Below are 17,803 nucleotides of genomic sequence, written 5' to 3' on the forward strand. Positions count from 1 at the left end.
GCTTTTTTCATTTATTTTACGACGTAGCAAAAAACAAACGTTCGAATTTTATATAAAACTGAATGGAATTTTCTGAATTTTTAGGAATGATGATATTAAAGCGAATAATGATTGACAAATGATTTCAAAATGTTATCATAATTAAAATACAAATAGCAATCACGCTACATATTAAATAAGAAAAGAGGAAGAAAATGTCAAACTGGGACACTAAATTTTTGAAAAAAGGCTTTACTTTTGATGATGTATTACTTATTCCGGCTGAAAGTCATGTTTTACCACATGATATTGATTTAAAAACACAATTAGCACCAAATTTGACCCTTAATCTTCCGATTATTTCTGCTGCCATGGACACTGTAACAGATAGTAAAATGGCTATCGCTATGGCACGTGCAGGTGGTTTGGGTGTCATCCATAAGAATATGTCTATCGCAGAGCAGGCTGATGAGGTGCGTAAGGTAAAACGTTCTGAAAATGGTGTTATTATCGATCCATTCTTCTTAACACCAGAACACACCATTGCTGAAGCTGAGAAATTGATGGCTACTTATCGTATTTCCGGTGTGCCAATCGTTGAAACATTAGAAAATCGTAAGTTGGTCGGTATTATTACTAACCGTGATATGCGTTTCATTTCCGACTATTCACAGCCAATTTCGACCAACATGACAAGCGATGCTTTGGTAACAGCGCCAGTTGGAACAGATCTTGCGACTGCGGAGTCTATTCTTCACAAGCATCGTATTGAAAAATTGCCATTGGTTGATGAAAATGGTCGTTTGTCAGGCTTGATTACCATCAAAGATATTGAGAAAGTGATTGAGTTCCCAAATGCTGCGAAGGATGAATTTGGTCGTCTTTTGGTTGCGGGTGCTGTTGGTGTCACATCAGATACTTTTGAACGTGCAGAAGCCCTTTTTGAAGCGGGTGCAGACGCGATTGTCATCGATACAGCTCACGGTCACTCAGCAGGTGTTCTTCGTAAGATTAAAGAAATCCGTGATCACTTCCCAACTCGTACCTTGATTGCCGGCAACATTGCCACAGCTGAAGGAGCTCGTGCTCTTTATGAAGCTGGTGTTGATGTTGTGAAGGTCGGTATTGGCCCAGGTTCAATCTGTACAACACGTGTCATTGCAGGTGTTGGTGTACCACAAGTGACAGCTATCTATGATGCAGCTGGTGTTGCGCGTGAATATGGTAAAACCATTATTGCTGACGGTGGTATCAAGTATTCAGGAGATATTGTCAAGGCACTTGCTGCGGGTGGTCATGCCGTTATGCTTGGTTCTATGTTTGCTGGTACAGATGAAGCACCAGGCGAAACAGAAATCTTCCAAGGTCGTAAGTTCAAGACCTATCGTGGTATGGGCTCTATCGCAGCCATGAAACAAGGTTCAAAAGACCGTTACTTCCAAGCATCTGTAAATGAAGCCAACAAACTTGTTCCAGAAGGAATTGAAGGACGTGTAGCCTATAAAGGTTCTGTTGCAGATATGATTTTCCAAATGGTTGGTGGACTTCGCTCAGGTATGGGCTACGTAGGTGCTGGTAACTTGACTGAATTGCATGAAAATGCTCAATTTATAGAAATGTCAGGTGCTGGTTTGAAAGAAAGTCATCCACACGATGTTCAAATTACAAACGAAGCTCCAAACTATTCAGTACAGTAAACAAAAACAAGACCCTGATTGACAGGGTCTTTACTTTTTTGTAAATTTTATTGACAACAGTGTAAATAATCTTATTCTGACTCAGTAACCTTACCAGACTCAATATGGAAGATTTTTAAACTATCAGGTAGCTTATGTAAATGGTCTAAAGATGTCGTTGTAATAAATGTTTGAATCGTATCTGTAATAGTTTCTAGTAGCTTGATTTGACGATTATTATCCAGCTCACTCATAACATCATCTAAGAGTAGAATTGGGTACTCTCGTGTGACTTCTTTCATCAGCTCGATTTCAGCCAGTTTGAGTGACAGAACGAGACTGCGGTGTTGTCCTTGGCTACCATAATGGGCATTCATTCCATTTATAAAGAAAGCTACATCATCTCGATGTGGTCCAACTCCTGTATTTTTCTTAAATAAATCACGTTTGCGACACCTTTCTAATTCCGTCAAGAATATGTCAATTAAATTGACAGAAGTAGTAAACTTAATTGAGGATTGATATTCGATAGTTAGTTCCTCTCTCTTATCTGAAATATCTTGAACTTTTCTATTTCCGAATTCCTCTAATTTCTTTAGAAAGTCAATACGATGTTGGATAACACGACTACCATATTCAGCAAGTTGCTGATCTAACACGGATAGAAAGTTCTCATCAATCTTATCTGTAGATTTGAGGTAAGTATTTCTTTGTTTTAAAACGTGGTTATAATTCGATAGGTCAGAGAGATAGAGTGGTTTGATTTGCCCGAGCTCGACATCGATGAACTTTCTTCTTAAAGCAGGCGCACCTTTTATCAGCTGTAAATCTTCTGGAGCAAATAGGACGACGTTCATATGTCCAATGTAATTAGAAAGTTTTGCTTGTTTGAGATGGTTGACCTTGGTCACTCGCCCCTTATCTGTCAAGTGAATGTCAAGTGGAACTTTACCGCTTGCGCGATGGAGTAAACCCGAAATAGATAATTCCTTTTCTTGAAACTGTAGTAGGTCCTTATCTGTCCGTGTTCGATGGCTTCGTGTTAAAGCTAAAGCATAGATAGATTCTAGAATATTGGTTTTTCCTTGGGCGTTTTCGCCTAAAAAGACATTGAGCCCTTTGTGGAACTCAATATCTAATTGGTTGTAATTTCGAAAATGTTGTAACTCTAATCGTTCTAGCCACATGTCTACATACCAGGGAAACGAACAGGTTTTCTTTCAGTCTTTTTAGTTGCTTTTTTAGGAGTCTTTACCTGCTTCTTATTCTTTTTATTTTCTTGATTTAACTTTTTAACGATTGCAGCCACACGTTCTTTTTCAGCTTGATCTTCTTGGTGTTGCTGTATTTCTTCTGCACTAGGTGCGACGATTGTGATGCTGGTGTTGTGGTCTGGGAGTGTGATAACATCTCCGATACGGATTTTTTTACCGCGTCTTTTTTCATCCTCTCCATTGAAAAGAATGGTATTTTCTTCTAAGAAACCTTTAATGGCACCTCCTGAATGGAGAATACCGGTCGTTTTTAATAATGCTTGTAATGTGATGTAGTCATCAAATAATTTAAATTCCATAAGTCACCTCGTTACAGAATATTATATCACAAAATGGTATAATGGAAGGTACAATGTTTGAAAGAGGAAGAAGATGAAATTACAAGAGGGAGTAGATCTTCATTTTATTGATACAGATCAGTTTACGACAAATCGTATACGTATTCGCTTTGCAGCTGAAATGAGTGAGGCTACCGTTGCTGGTCGTGTGTTAGTTGCAAATATTTTTGAAATGGGTAACCAAGAATTTCAGACTGCTCAGGCTGTTCGGAGAAGATTGGCAGAATTGTATGGTGCTCAGTTCTCGACCTCAGTTTCAAAACGTGGTAGGGTGCACTGTGTAGATGTGACAATTTCATATGTCAGTCCTCGTCACTTGCCAGAAAATGAGGATATTACAGTAGAGATTCTTGATTTTTTATACACGTGTATATTTAGACCACTGAAAAAGGGGCGAGGATTTGATAGTCAGATTTTCGAGGTTGAAAAAACGAATTTAATCAATTTTCTTCAGTCAGAGATAGAAGATAATTTTTATCATGCAGATGTTGAAATGAGTAAGCTTTTTTATAAAGATCCCTCTCTTCAAATTCCACGCGTCGGTAGGCTTGATTTGGTTGAAAAAGAAACAGCAGAATCAACCTTTCAGATTTATCGGAATATGTTGCGTATGGATAAAATTGATATATTTGTCTTAGGGAAGGTTGACAGAGAACAAGTAAAAAGAAAACTTGAAGATTTTGGTTTTACTTATAGAAATCCAAAATTAGAGTTAGAATATCATCAAGAATACTCAAACATCACGCAAGAAAAAATCGAGCGTAAACAGGCAAGGCAGTCCATTTTGGAATTGGCATATCATTTACAGGTGGTTTACAACGATGTAAACTATCCGGCTTTGATGGTATTTAATGGTCTACTAGGTGCTTTCTCCCATTCGAAGTTATTTATGAATGTTCGTGAGAAAGAAAGTTTGGCCTATACAATTGGAAGTCAGGTCTCTATTTTTTCAGGAATGCTGAAGGTCTATGCTGGAATTAGCCGCGAAAATAGACTCAGGGTAATGAAGTTAATTAGTAAACAACTACTTGATTTAAAATGTGGTAAATTTACAGAAGAAGAATTAGAGTTGACAAAAAATATGTTGATTCATTCGGCAACCCTGGCTCAGGATAGGCAGAATAATTTGATAGAACAAGTATATAATCAAGTTACCTTAGGAAATAGAAATTTAAGTTGGCTAGATTGGATTGAGGCTATCAAATCGGTATCAATAGACGATGTCATTCGAGTAGGACAGATGATTAATTTACAGGCTGTTTACTTTATGGAGGGGACAGAAGAATGAAGTTAGTTGAGAAGAAGTATCCTTACATGAAAGAATCTGTCTTTTATGGGAAAGTTGACAATGGGTTGACAGTTGTTTTACTTCCTAAAGTAGATTTCCATGAGACATATGGAATTCTAACGACCAATTTTGGGGGTATTCATACTCGATTTACACTGGCTAATGGTAATAGTGTTGTTTATCCTGCAGGGATTGCACACTTTTTAGAACATAAGCTGTTTGAAACTGAGAATGAAGAGGATATTATGAATGAGTTTGCTAAATTGGGAGCAAGCGCAAATGCTTATACCAGTTTTAGACAGACTAGTTACTTATTTTCAACGACTCAGAAAGTATTGGAGTCTCTATCACTTTTACAATCTTTTGTTCGAGAACCGTATTTTACAGAAGACAATGTAGAAAGAGAACAGGGGATTATTGAACAAGAAATTGAGATGTATCAAGATGATGCAGATTATCGCTTGTTTACGGGAATTTTATCATCGCTTTATCCAGAAAGTCCCTTGGCCTATGATATAGCAGGGACAGTTGAATCAATTGCTGCAATTACTGCGGATGATTTACATGAGAATTTTGATGTGTTTTATCATCCAAGTAACATGAATTTATTCGTTATTGGTAATTTTGATTTAGAGGCAGTTTGGAAACAAATTTCAAGTTATCAAGTAGCTCAGATGGATAATCCAGCTCAGTCGTTTGAATTGGCAGGTGTCCAAAAGTTGCCGATAAAGGAGCATCTCTCAGAACAATTTGAAGTATCTACCCCAAAATTGGCTGTTGGTTTACGGGGAAATGACGAGGTTGATAGGGAGACTATTCAGAAATATCGGCTCAGTTTACAATTTTTATTTGCCATGTTGTTTGGTTGGACTTCAAAACGATACCAACAGTTATACGAGCAGGGAAAAATTGATTCTTCTTTCCAGTTCCAATTAGAGGTTACACCTGAGTACCACTATTTGATTATCTCGGGAGATACTCAAGAACCCATTACGCTTTCTAGTATGCTGATGAAAGCACTTAGGAAATTTGAGGATGATGCAGATGTGACAGAGGATCATTTACAATTGTTGAAAAACGAGATGTATGGAGATTTTATTCGTAGCTTAAATTCTCTTGAGTTTACAGCTAGTCACTTTGTTTCTCAGTATTCAGAATATGAAAATGTTTTTGATATACCTCAAATGATACAAAGTCTTCAGTTAGATGACATCAGAGAGGCAGGGCGTCGCTTTATTGAACACTGTGATATGACAGATTTCACGATTTTTCCAAAATAAGTGGGCGCAACCCGTCGAAATTTCCTTGGAATTTTGTTAGAATAGTATACTGTACATGATGAGCGATAGAGAGAGGGTATGTATGAGACAAAAGAGTATAGGTGAAGTACTTAGAACAGCTAGAGAAGGACGGGGTTGGACATTCGTTGACTTGCAACGGATAACAAAAATCCAAGCTAAATATTTGCAGGCACTTGAGTACAATGATTTTGATTTTATTGCAAACTCAGATGATGTTCATTCTATTTTAAAAGCATATGCTGAGGCTTTGGAATTAGATGCAGATGTCCTACTGGATGCTTACGAGACCAATAGTTTAGTGAAATATTATGAAGATGGAGAAGAAGAACTCCGATCTTCAGAATTGAAAAGAAGCTATAAGGTTCGCAAACGTAAAAAGAACTCTTATCTTCCGTTGATTTACTTATTACTTGCGACGGGTTTGATTATTATTTTTGTGACTTATATTGTTCATAGCAGGCTCCAAAATAGAGCATCTATTACGCCTACTACAACGTCATATAGTATAGTTGAGCAATCTGTATCTGAAGCAAGTAGTGGCACAGAGACGAGTTCTACTGAGCAGGCGCAGTCAAATTCAACGAGTTCAAGTAGTTCCGCTACAGAAAATGTGACTATTTCAGGATCAGGTTCTAACATTGTTGCGACCCTTAAAACAGTGACTTATCCAGTAGAAGTGACTGTAACAGCAAAAAATACAACGAGTTGGATCAGCCTTTCTGACACCTTGTTAGAGGGGGGCGTTACACTAACACCTGATAATCCAACAGTAACTACTACTATTGAAGAAGGAGTGACTTCTACTACACTTGTTCTTGGTGTTGTCAAAGGAGTAGAGGTAAGTGTAGGTGGCCAAAAGTTAGATATATCAGCTCTGACAGCCGATACAGGGTCGGTCACTTTAAATTTTGAATAAGGGCAATAAAGGTATTAGAATGAAAAAAGAAAATATTCCCAATGCATTGACGATAGGTAGGATTTTGGTAATCCCAATTTTTATCTTGTTACTGACCGTTTGGGATTCAACAATTAGTCATGTGTTGGCAGCACTTATTTTTGCATTAGCTAGTATTACGGATTATCTAGACGGCTACTTGGCTCGTAAATGGCAGGTTGTAACAAACTTTGGAAAATTTGCGGATCCGATGGCAGATAAGATTTTGGTGATGACAGCATTTATCATGCTTGTAGAGCTTGGCTTTGCTCCAGCTTGGGTAGTTGCAATTATTATTTGTCGTGAATTGGCAGTGACAGGTCTTCGTCTACTCTTGGTGGAAAATGGAGGAACAGTTCTAGCTGCGGCTATGCCAGGAAAAATCAAAACATTCTCACAGATGTTTGCAGTTATTTTCCTGCTCTTACACTGGAACGTCGTGGGGCAAATAACACTCTATATTGCACTTTTCTTCACCCTATATTCAGGCTATGATTATTTCAGGGGTGCCTCTTACTTATTCAAAGATACTTTTAAATGATGACAAATATTATCGAAGTAAAAAATCTTAAATATAAATACAACCAAGAGGATGAACGCTATACCCTAAATGATGTCTCGTTTCACGTGAAACAGGGAGAATGGTTGTCTATTATTGGACATAATGGTTCGGGTAAATCAACAACAGTTCGTTTGATTGATGGTTTGTTGGAAGCTGAATCAGGTGATATTTATATTGACGGTGATGCCTTAACCATTGATAATGTATGGGAGAAGCGACGCTTGATTGGTGTGGTTTTTCAAAATCCAGATAACCAATTTGTGGGTGCTACAGTTGAAGATGATGTTGCATTTGGTTTAGAGAACCAGGGAGTCCCTTTGGAGGAGATGCGTAGTCGAGTTGACGAAGCTTTGGAATTGGTTGGAATGACTGATTTTAAAACTCGTGAGCCTGCTCGTTTATCTGGTGGTCAGAAGCAGAGGGTGGCGATTGCTGGAGTGGTTGCCTTACGTCCAAAAATTATTATTTTGGATGAGGCTACGTCTATGTTGGATCCAGAAGGTCGTCTCGACTTGATTAAAATTGTCCGTGAAATTAAGGAGCGTCATGGTATGACGGTTATCTCTATAACACATGATTTGGATGAGGTTGCATTGAGTGACCGAGTTATCGTGATGAAAAATGGACAGGTTGAATCAATTAGCACTCCAAATGAACTATTTATGCGAGAAGATTTGGTAGATTTAGACTTGGATAGACCATTTACGACAGAACTGGCTTCATCTTTGCGTCAGACTGGACTTGATTTACCGCTCCGCTATTTTACAGAGGAAGAATTAGAGGAAACTTTATGGGAATTGATCTCCAAGAAGTAAGCTATACCTATCAAGCTGGCACTCCTTTTGAGGGGCGTGCGCTTTTTGGTGTGGATTTGGAGATTGTTGATGGCTCTTACACGGCCCTTATTGGGCATACGGGTTCGGGCAAATCAACGATTTTACAACTCTTGAATGGATTAAATGTACCAACAGAAGGAAGAGTAGTCATTGATGATGTTGTGATTACAGCAACATCTGAAAATAAGGATATTAAGCAAGTAAGGAAGAAAGTGGGGCTCGTTTTCCAATTTCCTGAAAGTCAAGTGTTTGATGAGACAGTTTTGAAAGATGTTGCTTTTGGTCCACAAAATTTCGGAGTTTCTCAGGAAGAGGCTGAAACGATTGCGCGTGAAAAATTGGCCTTGGTTGGAATTGATGAAAGCTTGTTTGAGCGTAGTCCTTTTGAACTATCTGGTGGTCAAATGCGTCGGGTAGCTATTGCTGGGATTCTGGCAATGGAACCAAGTATCTTAGTTTTGGATGAACCAACGGCTGGATTGGACCCTGCGGGGCGTCAGGAATTGATGGATATTTTCGAAAAGCTTCATGAATCAGGCATGACAATCGTTTTGGTAACTCATTTGATGGACGATGTGGCTAACTATGCTGATTTTGTTTACATTATGGAAAAGGGAAAGCTGGTCCGTTCTGGTAAACCAGTCGATATTTTTCAAGAGGTAGATTTTTTAGAGAGTATTCAGTTGGGAGTGCCTAAGATTACTAAGTTTGCAGCTAATTTGGAGAGAAGAGGCTTTGTATTTGAACGTCTTCCTATTACAATTGAAGAATTTACGGGGATGGTGACACATGGATAAATTAATTTTAGGTCGCTATATTCCTGGGGATTCAATTATTCATCGCTTGGATCCAAGAAGTAAGCTTTTAGCAATGTTTGGATTTCTATTGATGATTTTTTGGGCCAATAATTTGGTCACCAATGCCTTGTTGATAGCATTTGTTTTAGGAATGGTTGTTTTATCTCGTATTCGCTTATCATTTTTTATTAATGGTTTGAAACCGATGATAGGAATTATTCTATTTACAACTTTCTTTCAGGTTTTCTTTACACCTGGAGCGACACTTTTATGGGAATTTTGGATTTTTAAATTATCAGTTGAGGGTTTGCAACAGGCGGCGATTATTTTTGTTCGCTTTGTTTTGATTATTTTCTTCTCAACCCTATTGACCTTGACGACAACACCGCTCAGTTTGGCTGATGGTATCGAGTTAGGGCTTGCACCTTTGAAGAAATTTAAAGTTCCTGTGCATGAAATTGGTTTGATGTTGTCCATGAGTTTGCGTTTTGTACCGACCTTGATGGATGATACCACTCGGATTATGAATGCTCAGAGAGCTCGTGGAGTGGACTTTAATGAGGGAAATCTTATTCAGAAGGTAAGGTCAGTTATTCCTATTTTGATTCCCTTATTCGCATCAAGTTTTAAGAGGGCAGATGCTCTTGCAACGGCGATGGAGGCGCGTGGGTATCAAGGCGGAGATGGGAGAACCAAGTACCGGATTTTGGAATGGAAGTTAGCAGATACGTTAGCAATTTTAGTTATGTTAGCTTTAGCTGGACTCTTATTTATATTGAAAAAATGAGTAAAAAACGCTAGAAATAGCGTTTTTATAGTCTAATCTCAATTTTTCTGTAATATTTGTAACAACTTCACAAAGTCTAAGTAATAGTTAGAGGGTATGATAGACACATGACAGAAAGGAATGTGACTATTATGAACATTACATTAAAGAAAAACTTAAAAACAACTATTGCTGGCTTGGTAGCGGGAATTTCCCTTTTGACTGCGGGTGTAGTCAGTGCAGAAACCTATACTGTAAAGTCTGGTGATACCCTGTCTGAAATTGCTGAAACACACAATACTACTGTTGAAAAATTAGCAGAGCAGAATAAGATTACCAACTTAGATTTTATCCATGTCGGTCAAGTTATCGAATTGGGTGATGTGACAGTGAAGGCAGTAGAGAGTTCAGTTGAACAAACTCAATCAACAACAACATCAACTTCTACTGCAACAGTAACAACTAGCACTTATTCTTCAAATTTGAGTGCTGAAGATACAGCAGCAAAAGAATGGATTGCAATGAAGGAATCAAGCGGTAGCTATGATGCACGTAACGGTATCTACATTGGTCGTTACCAGTTGACAAATACTTACTTGAATGGTGATTACTCACCAGAAAACCAAGAGCGTGTAGCAGATGTTTACGTTGCTAGTCGCTATGGTTCATGGTCTGCAGCCAAGGCTTTCTGGTTGGCAAATGGTTGGTACTAAGATAAATTAGAAGAGGTCTAGCACGATGCTAGACTTTTTCTGTCTCACGAATGTATTTCATAACTGCTTTTTCGTTCAGTCCAACGGTACTGAATAGTAGCCTCTAGCCCAAAACTTTTGATTTCCACGCTGTATGGACATAGGTGATGGAAAATATCAATTAAGTCCCGTCTAATTTTTTAGTAAATGGATTTTCTGCAGTACTTAGGAGTGACATACATTTGGTATGTGATAAACTGTAACGGTTTTAACCATGCTAAACTAGTCCACTGGACTAGTTTACTCCTCCTTTATTTAACTTGACAAATTAGATTATAACAGGAAAAAAATAGAAGCTCAAAGCCTTGCCAGCCACCAGCATAGGTGGTAGTTTTCTCGTTTTTCTCTATGAGAAAACTAGCCCGAAGCCATAATAAGAAAAGGACCGTTAGGGTCCTTTTTGGTTTACATTATTGTCAATCTTCCCCAAAAATTTCTTGAGCAAGGCGACGACCCGTCGGTGTAGCTGCAAGGCCTCCTTCAGCAGTTTCACGGAAGGCAGTTGGTAGGGCAGAGCCAACTTGGTACATGGCATTGATGACTTCATCTACAGGGATTTTTGATTCAATTCCTGCCAGTGCCATATCTGCAGCTACCATGGCGTAGCTTGCTCCCATTGCATTACGTTTGACACAAGGGACTTCTACCAGACCAGCGACGGGATCGCAAATCAGACCCAGCATATTTTTTATGACAAAGCAGATGGCTTGGCTGGCTTGGTAGGGAGTTCCACCTGCTGCCAGTGTCAGGGCTGCGGCAGACATAGCAGAGGCAGAGCCGACCTCTGCCTGACAGCCTCCTTCTGCACCAGAGATGGAGGCATTGTTGGCAATGACCAGACCAAAAGCCCCAGCTGTAAATAGGAAGTCAAGTTGCTGTTCTTCTGTCAAATTGAGCTTTTCAATAGCAACTCCTAGCACAGCTGGTAGACAGCCTGCAGATCCTGCTGTCGGAGTGGCACAGACTAAGCCCATTTTGGCATTCAATTCATTAACGGCCATGGCATTTCTTGCGGCGGATAGGACAGCGGAATCTGACAGGGTTTTACCAGATTTCATATAGGCATCTAACTTGGCAGCATCGCCTCCTGTTAAACCAGATACGGATTTGCTTTCAGTAAGTCCATCTACGATGGAGTCTTTCATAACTGTCAAGTTTATTGACATAATTGTCAATATTTCTTCGCGGCTGCGACCGGTCAATTCAATTTCAGTAGCAATCATGAGTTCAGCTACATTACCAGAAAAGTTGTCTGCTTGCTGAACTAATTCTTCGATAGTATAAAACATGTCTTTCTCTTTCTAGTTGAAGAAGGTTACATTGTGCAGGTGTGGAATTTTTTCAATTTCTGCAATAGAATTTTCACATTGGCGAGCATCCACTTCGATAATCATAATGGCTTTTTCGCCAGCTTTTTCACGTGTCACGTTCATTTGGGCGATATTGATGTCATACTTAGAAAGGACATCGGTCACTTTCGCAATCATACCAGGGACATCTTGGTGAACAATAATAATAGTTGGCGTATTCATATTGAGATTGACAGAAAAACCGTTGAGCTCTGTTACTTGAATGTTTCCCCCACCTATGGAAACGCCTGTGGCTGAGATGGATTTTTTATCGTTTTTTATGATGATTCTGGTGGTATTGGGATGTGGGGTATTGCTGTCCTTGTTGACACGCCAGTAAACCTTAATGCCTCGTTCTCTTGCAATATCAAGAGAGTCAGGAATGCGGGGATCATCCGTATCCATGCCCAGAATACCTGCTACCAAGGCTACATCCGTACCGTGACCACGATAGGTCTTGGCAAAGGAATTGTAGAGTTGAAATTCCACCTCTGTTGGCTCATCGCCGAAGATGGAAGACACAATTTTTCCAATGCGGACCGCACCAGCTGTGTGACTAGAAGATGGACCAATCATAACAGGTCCAATAATATCAAAGACCGACTGAAATTTTAAGTTTGTCATAGTAATCCTCACGTTTTTCTTGGTACTATTATATCAAATTTTCCAGTTAGAGAATATGCCTAGATGAATGTGTTTTCTTATGTTAAAATTCTATCGCTTACTCTTTTTGTATGGTATAATACAAGTTGTTCAAAATCGTCAATCGTTTTTGGATAATCAAATTTTGGAATACGACCTTCAAATCGTTATTTCTACGAAAAGATGGGAGAAGATTATGTCAATTGACAATTCTAAAACCCGTGTTGTTGTCGGTATGAGTGGCGGTGTGGATTCATCGGTTACGGCTCTCTTGCTCAAGGAGCAGGGCTACGATGTGATCGGCATCTTCATGAAAAACTGGGACGACACGGACGAAAATGGCTTCTGTACAGCAACAGAAGACTACAAGGACGTGGCTGCAGTGGCAGACCAAATCGGCATTCCTTACTACTCTGTCAACTTTGAAAAAGAGTATTGGGACCGCGTATTTGAGTACTTTTTAGCAGAGTATCGGGCTGGCCGCACCCCCAATCCAGATGTCATGTGTAACAAGGAAATCAAGTTCAAGGCCTTCTTGGATTACGCTATGAATTTGGGGGCGGACTATGTGGCGACGGGGCACTATGCTCAGGTGTCACGCGACGAGGACGGCACCGTTCATATGCTACGTGGGGCAGACAATGGCAAGGATCAGACCTACTTCCTTAGCCAACTCTCACAGGAACAGCTGCAGAAAACCATGTTTCCGCTCGGCCATTTACAAAAGCCTCAGGTAAGGGAAATAGCAGAGCGAGCAGGCTTGGCGACCGCTAAAAAGAAAGACTCGACAGGCATCTGCTTTATCGGTGAAAAGAACTTCAAAGAATTTTTAGGACAATATTTGCCAGCCCAGCCCGGCCGGATGATGACGGTGGACGGTCGTGACATGGGAGAACATACAGGTCTTATGTACTATACCATTGGCCAGCGGGGCGGGCTTGGTATCGGAGGACAAATCGGTGGGGACAATGAGCCTTGGTTTGTTGTCGGGAAAGACCTGTCAAAAAATATCCTCTATGTCGGTCAAGGCTTCTATCATGAGTCCTTGATGTCAACTTCTTTACAGGCTAGTCAAGTACATTTTACACGTAATATGCCTGAAGAATTCACGCTAGAATGCACAGCTAAGTTCCGCTATCGTCAACCAGATAGTAAAGTAACTGTCAAGGTAAAAGGTGACAAGGCAGAAGTTATTTTTGCAGAGCCACAACGAGCAATCACACCAGGACAAGCCGTTGTTTTCTACGACGGTCAAGAGTGTCTGGGCGGTGGCATGATCGATATGGCCTACAAAGATGGGGTTGCTTGTCAGTATATTTAATCAAAAATAAAAGCTTAGCACCCTCATGCTAAGCTTTTTATCTTATCCCCAGAAAGCATCTTCGGCTTTTTGGTCGGCTGAGAAGAGCCAAACTTCCTTGATTTTGCCATCTTCCATACGGAAAAGATCGATGCCATTCATGTTTAGTTCTTCACCATCTGTTCGAGTACCGAGGAATGTTACGTTAGCGGCAACAAGAGTATCATTATCGGATACCCAGTTTGTCACTACTTTGAAAGTTCCATTTGTTTTTTCGGCGAAAGTTGCTAGATGTGCTCCGAGTACTTCCTTACCAATTTTAGCACCAGATGTTGAATGATTTCCGGGTTGATGCCAGATAATGTCATTAGCCATTGTTTCAAAAAGAGCTGCAAAATCACCAGCGATGAGAGCATTGTTATAGGCATTAAAAATTTCCAAGTTTGTTGACATTTGATGTCCTCCAATTTTTTTGATATAGTACAATTATAGCTGAAGCATTCCATTATGCAAGTAGGTAGTTTTGCATTCGTTAGTATCAAAAGTGATACTATTGTGATAAATAAAGGAGAATTTTTTTGAAAAAAGTTAGTGAATATGGTATTTGCCCTTTTGCAACAACACAAAAAGTCTTGACTGGTAAGTGGGGATTGGTGATTATCTACCAACTCAGTACAGGAACGAAACGCTTCAATGAATTACAGCGACTGATTCCAGGTATTACTCAAACCATGTTAACAAGGCACCTTAGACAATTGGAGGAGGATCGCATTATTAGTCGCACGGTCTATGCAGAAGTCCCCCCTCGTGTAGAGTATAGCTTGACTGAGATGGGCGAAAAATTTCGTTCGGTACTGGATGCTGTTGAGGCTTGGGGCTTAGAATATATTGAAACGTTAGCGTAACACTAGATTTGAAATTCTACAAATCTTTTGATAGAATAAGAGTAACAATTATCATGATGGTCAAAGCTCATGGGAATTGTAGGCTTTTTTGTCCTGCAATTTTCGAGAGTTTTGGCTATTTTTTGCTATTGAGGAGAGAAGATGGACTTTCGGACAGTGGTAGGCAACCAGTCCTTTGGTGTTCGTGCGACGGGATTGTTAGTAAAAGATGAAAAACTATTTCTTGTAAGGGCACCGGAGGGGAACTACTATACCTTGGGCGGAGCCATTCAGCTTGGTGAAACAACTGAAGAGGCTGTGCAACGGGAAATGCAAGAAGAACTTGGAATTGATGTGGAGGTTGGACCGCTGGCTTTCATCGTTGAAAATCAGTTTAGTTTGCAGGAGAAATCCTATCATCGGATTGAATTTCTTTATCTTGTTACCCCACTGTCTGAGCCAGTTACCTATCTGGAAGAAGGTAATTCTATTCGCCAGTGTGAGTGGATTGCTTTTACAGACTTGAAAAATCTTGACCTTAACCCTGCCTTTCTCAAGACGGAACTAGTTGGTTGGAAGGGACAGTTGCAGCATTTTATTAATTGGGAAAGCTAGCCTATCTAAATGAAATTTTAGAAAAGAGAAGGAAGAATGGATTTTAGGACCAGAATTGACAATCAGATTTTTGGTGTTCGGGCGACTGCATTGATTATAAAAAATGGGAAAATATTCCTCACGAAGGACTCTAAGGGGCGTTATTATACCATTGGCGGTGCGATTGCAGTCAACGAAACTGCACAAGATGCGGTTGTTCGGGAAGTCAAAGAAGAATTAGGGGTTGACAGCTGTGTCAATCAACTAGCTTTTGTAGTTGAAAATCAGTTTACACACGAAGACATAGATTTTCATAATATCGAATTTCATTTTATTGTTGAGCCTATTGGAGAAATGCCTAAGGAGATGATTGAAGGGAAGTTGAAACAAGCTTGTGAATGGATTGAACTTGACAAGCTTGTCAATCTAGATGTCGTACCAGCTTTTCTGGCTCAAGAATTGCCAAACTGGAATGGGCAAGTCAAACATATCATGAACATAAAGGAGAAATAAAAATGACACACACATTTGCAGAAAACTACGATGTCATCGTAATCGGTGCAGGACACGCGGGTGTAGAAGCAGGCTTGGCAGCCAGCCGAATGGGCTGTAAGACCTTGCTTGCGACCATTAACTTGGATATGGTGGCCTTTATGCCCTGTAATCCCTCCATTGGTGGCTCTGCCAAGGGGATTGTGGTAAGGGAAATCGATGCCCTGGGTGGCGAAATGGGTCGCAACATTGACAAAACCTATATCCAGATGAAAATGCTCAATATGGGTAAAGGTCCAGCCGTACGTGCCTTGCGGGCTCAGGCGGACAAGGCAGAGTACGCAGCGGAGATGAAGCGGACGGTCGAGCGTCAGGAAAATCTGACCCTGCGTCAAACCATGATTGATGAGATTTTGGTGGAGGACGGCAAGGTTATCGGTGTCCGCACGGCTACCAACCAGAAATTCTCCGCCAAGGCAGTTGTGGTGACGACGGGTACAGCCCTGCGTGGCGAGATTATCATCGGAGATCTCAAGTATTCGTCAGGCCCTAATAATAGCCTAGCTTCTATCACGCTGGCGGATAATCTGAAAGAATTGGGACTTGAAATTGGTCGTTTCAAGACAGGGACACCACCGCGTGTCAATGCCCGCACCATTAATTACGACGAAACCGAGATTCAACCAGGCGATGAAAAGCCAAATCACTTTTCATTCTTGTCCAAGGACGAGGATTATTTGCAGGACCAGATCCCTTGCTGGTTGACCTATACCAATGCGACTAGCCATGAGATTATCAACAGCAATCTCCACCGAGCACCTATGTTTTCAGGGATTGTCAAGGGGATTGGGCCCCGTTATTGTCCGTCAATCGAGGACAAGATTGTGCGTTTTGCCGACAAGGAACGCCACCAGCTTTTCCTAGAGCCAGAAGGTCGCAATACCGATGAAATCTATGTTCAAGGGCTGTCAACCAGTCTGCCAGAAGATGTGCAGCAGGACTTGATCCACTCCATTAAAGGCTTGGAAAATGCTCAGATGATGCGGACGGGCTATGCTATTGAGTACGATATGGTTATGCCTCATCAGTTGCGGGCGACGCTGGAAACTAAGAAGATTTCTGGGCTCTTTACAGCAGGTCAGACCAACGGAACATCAGGTTATGAAGAAGCAGCAGGTCAGGGAATTGTCGCTGGTATCAATGCAGCCCTTAAGGTACAGGGTAAGCCGGAGTTAATTTTGAAACGAAGCGACGGCTACATTGGTGTTATGATTGATGACCTAGTAACCAAGGGAACGGTGGAGCCTTATCGCCTCTTGACCAGTCGGGCAGAATACCGCCTGATTCTGCGTCATGACAATGCTGATATGCGTCTGACGGAAATCGGTCGTCAGGTTGGCTTGGTAGATGATGAACGCTGGCAGGTTTTCCAGATTCACAAAAATCAATTTGACAATGAAATGAAACGCTTGGAGTCTATCAAACTCAAGCCAATCAAGGAAACCAACGAAAAAGTTGTTGCTATGGGATTCAAGCCCTTGACAGACGCTTTGACCGCCAAGGAATTCATGCGCCGTCCAGATGTGACTTACGCAGATGCGGTAGCCTTTATCGGCCCTGCTGCAGAGGATTTGGATGCCAAGACCATTGAATTGATTGAAACAGAGGTCAAGTACGAAGGTTATATTGCCAAGGCCTTGGATCAGGTGGAGAAGATGAAACGCATGGAAGAAAAACGTATTCCAGCAGATATTGACTGGGATGATATTGATTCCATAGCGACGGAAGCTCGTCAGAAATTCAAGCTGATTTCACCAGAAACCATTGGCCAGGCTAGTCGGATTTCCGGTGTCAATCCAGCGGATATATCCATTCTCATGGTTTACTTGGAAGGACGCAGTCGTTCCATTTCTAAAAACAAATCAAAGGACAGTCACTAAGGCTGTTCTTTTCGCTGTATGTCAGCTATATGTCAACTACTTTAAAATCATGTGAAAAGTAGCTTTTTTACTGAATTTATGGTAGAATGGCAGGCAGAG

Annotated in this window: 19 protein-coding genes; 14 read left to right on the forward strand and 5 right to left on the reverse strand. The window is 40.6% G+C overall.

Features of this window, described 5'->3' with window-relative positions; translation table 11 throughout:
* Nucleotides 1–194 precede the first annotated feature (194 nt).
* Nucleotides 195–1,676, forward strand: coding sequence for an IMP dehydrogenase (gene guaB, locus ODU50_RS02535; RefSeq protein WP_044759067.1), 1,482 nt, complete (start codon nucleotides 195–197; stop codon nucleotides 1,674–1,676).
* A 71-nt stretch (nucleotides 1,677–1,747) separates the two neighbouring features.
* Here guaB and recF read toward each other — a convergent pair whose 3' ends face one another.
* Entirely contained in the window at nucleotides 1,748–2,842 is a 1,095-nt protein-coding gene (gene recF / locus ODU50_RS02540) for a DNA replication/repair protein RecF (protein ID WP_105153126.1), read from the reverse strand.
* A 2-nt stretch (nucleotides 2,843–2,844) separates the two neighbouring features.
* Nucleotides 2,845–3,228, reverse strand: coding sequence for a S4 domain-containing protein YaaA (yaaA, locus tag ODU50_RS02545; protein WP_105153125.1), 384 nt, complete (start codon nucleotides 3,226–3,228; stop codon nucleotides 2,845–2,847).
* Between the two features lie 73 nt (nucleotides 3,229–3,301).
* Here yaaA and yfmF point away from each other — a divergent pair, with 73 nt between their 5' ends.
* The 8 genes from yfmF to ODU50_RS02585 all read left to right on the forward strand — a co-directional run bounded on the left by yfmF (nucleotide 3,302) and on the right by ODU50_RS02585 (nucleotide 10,464).
* A complete protein-coding gene (gene yfmF / locus ODU50_RS02550) occupies nucleotides 3,302–4,555 on the forward strand; it encodes an EF-P 5-aminopentanol modification-associated protein YfmF (protein ID WP_014638852.1) in 1,254 nt (417 codons plus the stop codon).
* Nucleotides 4,552–5,835, forward strand: coding sequence for an EF-P 5-aminopentanol modification-associated protein YfmH (yfmH, locus tag ODU50_RS02555; protein ID WP_044759099.1), 1,284 nt, complete (start codon nucleotides 4,552–4,554; stop codon nucleotides 5,833–5,835). The genes yfmF and yfmH overlap by 4 nt, the downstream gene beginning before the upstream one ends.
* Nucleotides 5,836–5,917: 82 nt before the next feature.
* Entirely contained in the window at nucleotides 5,918–6,772 is an 855-nt protein-coding gene (gene rodZ / locus ODU50_RS02560) for a cytoskeleton protein RodZ (protein WP_105121897.1), read from the forward strand.
* Nucleotides 6,773–6,791: 19 nt separating this feature from the next.
* Nucleotides 6,792–7,331, forward strand: a complete 540-nt coding sequence (gene pgsA, locus ODU50_RS02565) for a CDP-diacylglycerol--glycerol-3-phosphate 3-phosphatidyltransferase (RefSeq protein WP_014638849.1) — start codon at nucleotides 6,792–6,794, stop codon at nucleotides 7,329–7,331.
* Nucleotides 7,331–8,167: an energy-coupling factor ABC transporter ATP-binding protein gene (locus ODU50_RS02570; protein ID WP_105121941.1), complete on the forward strand. Its 837-nt coding sequence runs from the start codon at nucleotides 7,331–7,333 to the stop codon at nucleotides 8,165–8,167. Before pgsA ends, ODU50_RS02570 begins: the two co-directional genes overlap by 1 nt.
* Nucleotides 8,143–8,985: an energy-coupling factor ABC transporter ATP-binding protein gene (locus ODU50_RS02575; protein WP_105138906.1), complete on the forward strand. Its 843-nt coding sequence runs from the start codon at nucleotides 8,143–8,145 to the stop codon at nucleotides 8,983–8,985. The genes ODU50_RS02570 and ODU50_RS02575 overlap by 25 nt, the downstream gene beginning before the upstream one ends.
* A complete protein-coding gene (locus ODU50_RS02580) occupies nucleotides 8,978–9,772 on the forward strand; it encodes an energy-coupling factor transporter transmembrane protein EcfT (RefSeq protein WP_105138907.1) in 795 nt (264 codons plus the stop codon). Before ODU50_RS02575 ends, ODU50_RS02580 begins: the two co-directional genes overlap by 8 nt.
* A gap of 131 nt (nucleotides 9,773–9,903) precedes the next feature.
* Nucleotides 9,904–10,464 (forward strand): LysM peptidoglycan-binding domain-containing protein, encoded by a 561-nt coding sequence (locus tag ODU50_RS02585; RefSeq protein WP_398581312.1) that lies wholly within the window; start codon nucleotides 9,904–9,906, stop codon nucleotides 10,462–10,464.
* 455 nt (nucleotides 10,465–10,919) lie between these two features.
* On the opposite strand, the gene sdaAA is transcribed toward ODU50_RS02585, so the two are convergent.
* Both sdaAA and sdaAB read right to left on the reverse strand, forming a co-directional pair.
* The gene (gene sdaAA, locus ODU50_RS02590) at nucleotides 10,920–11,792 is read right to left on the reverse strand and encodes an L-serine ammonia-lyase, iron-sulfur-dependent, subunit alpha (protein ID WP_024412601.1); all 873 of its coding nucleotides are present in this window, start codon (nucleotides 11,790–11,792) and stop codon (nucleotides 10,920–10,922) included.
* 12 nt (nucleotides 11,793–11,804) lie between these two features.
* The gene (gene sdaAB, locus ODU50_RS02595; RefSeq protein WP_002938202.1) at nucleotides 11,805–12,476 is read right to left on the reverse strand and encodes an L-serine ammonia-lyase, iron-sulfur-dependent subunit beta; all 672 of its coding nucleotides are present in this window, start codon (nucleotides 12,474–12,476) and stop codon (nucleotides 11,805–11,807) included.
* A gap of 214 nt (nucleotides 12,477–12,690) precedes the next feature.
* Between sdaAB and mnmA the strand changes: the two genes are divergently transcribed.
* Complete coding sequence (gene mnmA, locus ODU50_RS02600) at nucleotides 12,691–13,815, forward strand: tRNA 2-thiouridine(34) synthase MnmA (protein ID WP_029179677.1); 1,125 nt, start codon at nucleotides 12,691–12,693, stop codon at nucleotides 13,813–13,815.
* A 42-nt stretch (nucleotides 13,816–13,857) separates the two neighbouring features.
* Here mnmA and ODU50_RS02605 read toward each other — a convergent pair whose 3' ends face one another.
* The gene (locus ODU50_RS02605) at nucleotides 13,858–14,247 is read right to left on the reverse strand and encodes a nuclear transport factor 2 family protein (protein WP_024389859.1); all 390 of its coding nucleotides are present in this window, start codon (nucleotides 14,245–14,247) and stop codon (nucleotides 13,858–13,860) included.
* A 125-nt stretch (nucleotides 14,248–14,372) separates the two neighbouring features.
* Here ODU50_RS02605 and ODU50_RS02610 point away from each other — a divergent pair, with 125 nt between their 5' ends.
* The 4 genes from ODU50_RS02610 (at nucleotide 14,373) to mnmG (ending at nucleotide 17,704) form a co-directional block, all read left to right on the forward strand.
* A complete protein-coding gene (locus ODU50_RS02610) occupies nucleotides 14,373–14,699 on the forward strand; it encodes a helix-turn-helix domain-containing protein (protein WP_014638837.1) in 327 nt (108 codons plus the stop codon).
* 141 nt (nucleotides 14,700–14,840) lie between these two features.
* The gene (locus tag ODU50_RS02615) at nucleotides 14,841–15,293 is read left to right on the forward strand and encodes an NUDIX hydrolase (RefSeq protein WP_105153123.1); all 453 of its coding nucleotides are present in this window, start codon (nucleotides 14,841–14,843) and stop codon (nucleotides 15,291–15,293) included.
* Nucleotides 15,294–15,329: 36 nt separating this feature from the next.
* Nucleotides 15,330–15,785 carry an NUDIX hydrolase gene (locus tag ODU50_RS02620; protein WP_105153122.1) on the forward strand — a complete coding sequence of 152 codons (456 nt, stop codon included), beginning with the start codon at nucleotides 15,330–15,332 and terminating at the stop codon, nucleotides 15,783–15,785.
* Between the two features lie 2 nt (nucleotides 15,786–15,787).
* Nucleotides 15,788–17,704, forward strand: coding sequence for a tRNA uridine-5-carboxymethylaminomethyl(34) synthesis enzyme MnmG (mnmG, locus tag ODU50_RS02625; protein ID WP_105121904.1), 1,917 nt, complete (start codon nucleotides 15,788–15,790; stop codon nucleotides 17,702–17,704).
* Nucleotides 17,705–17,803: the final 99 nt, after the last annotated feature.

The organism is Streptococcus sp. 2020WUSS084, assembly GCF_044427445.1.
Classification (GTDB): Bacteria; Bacillota; Bacilli; order Lactobacillales; family Streptococcaceae; genus Streptococcus; species Streptococcus suis.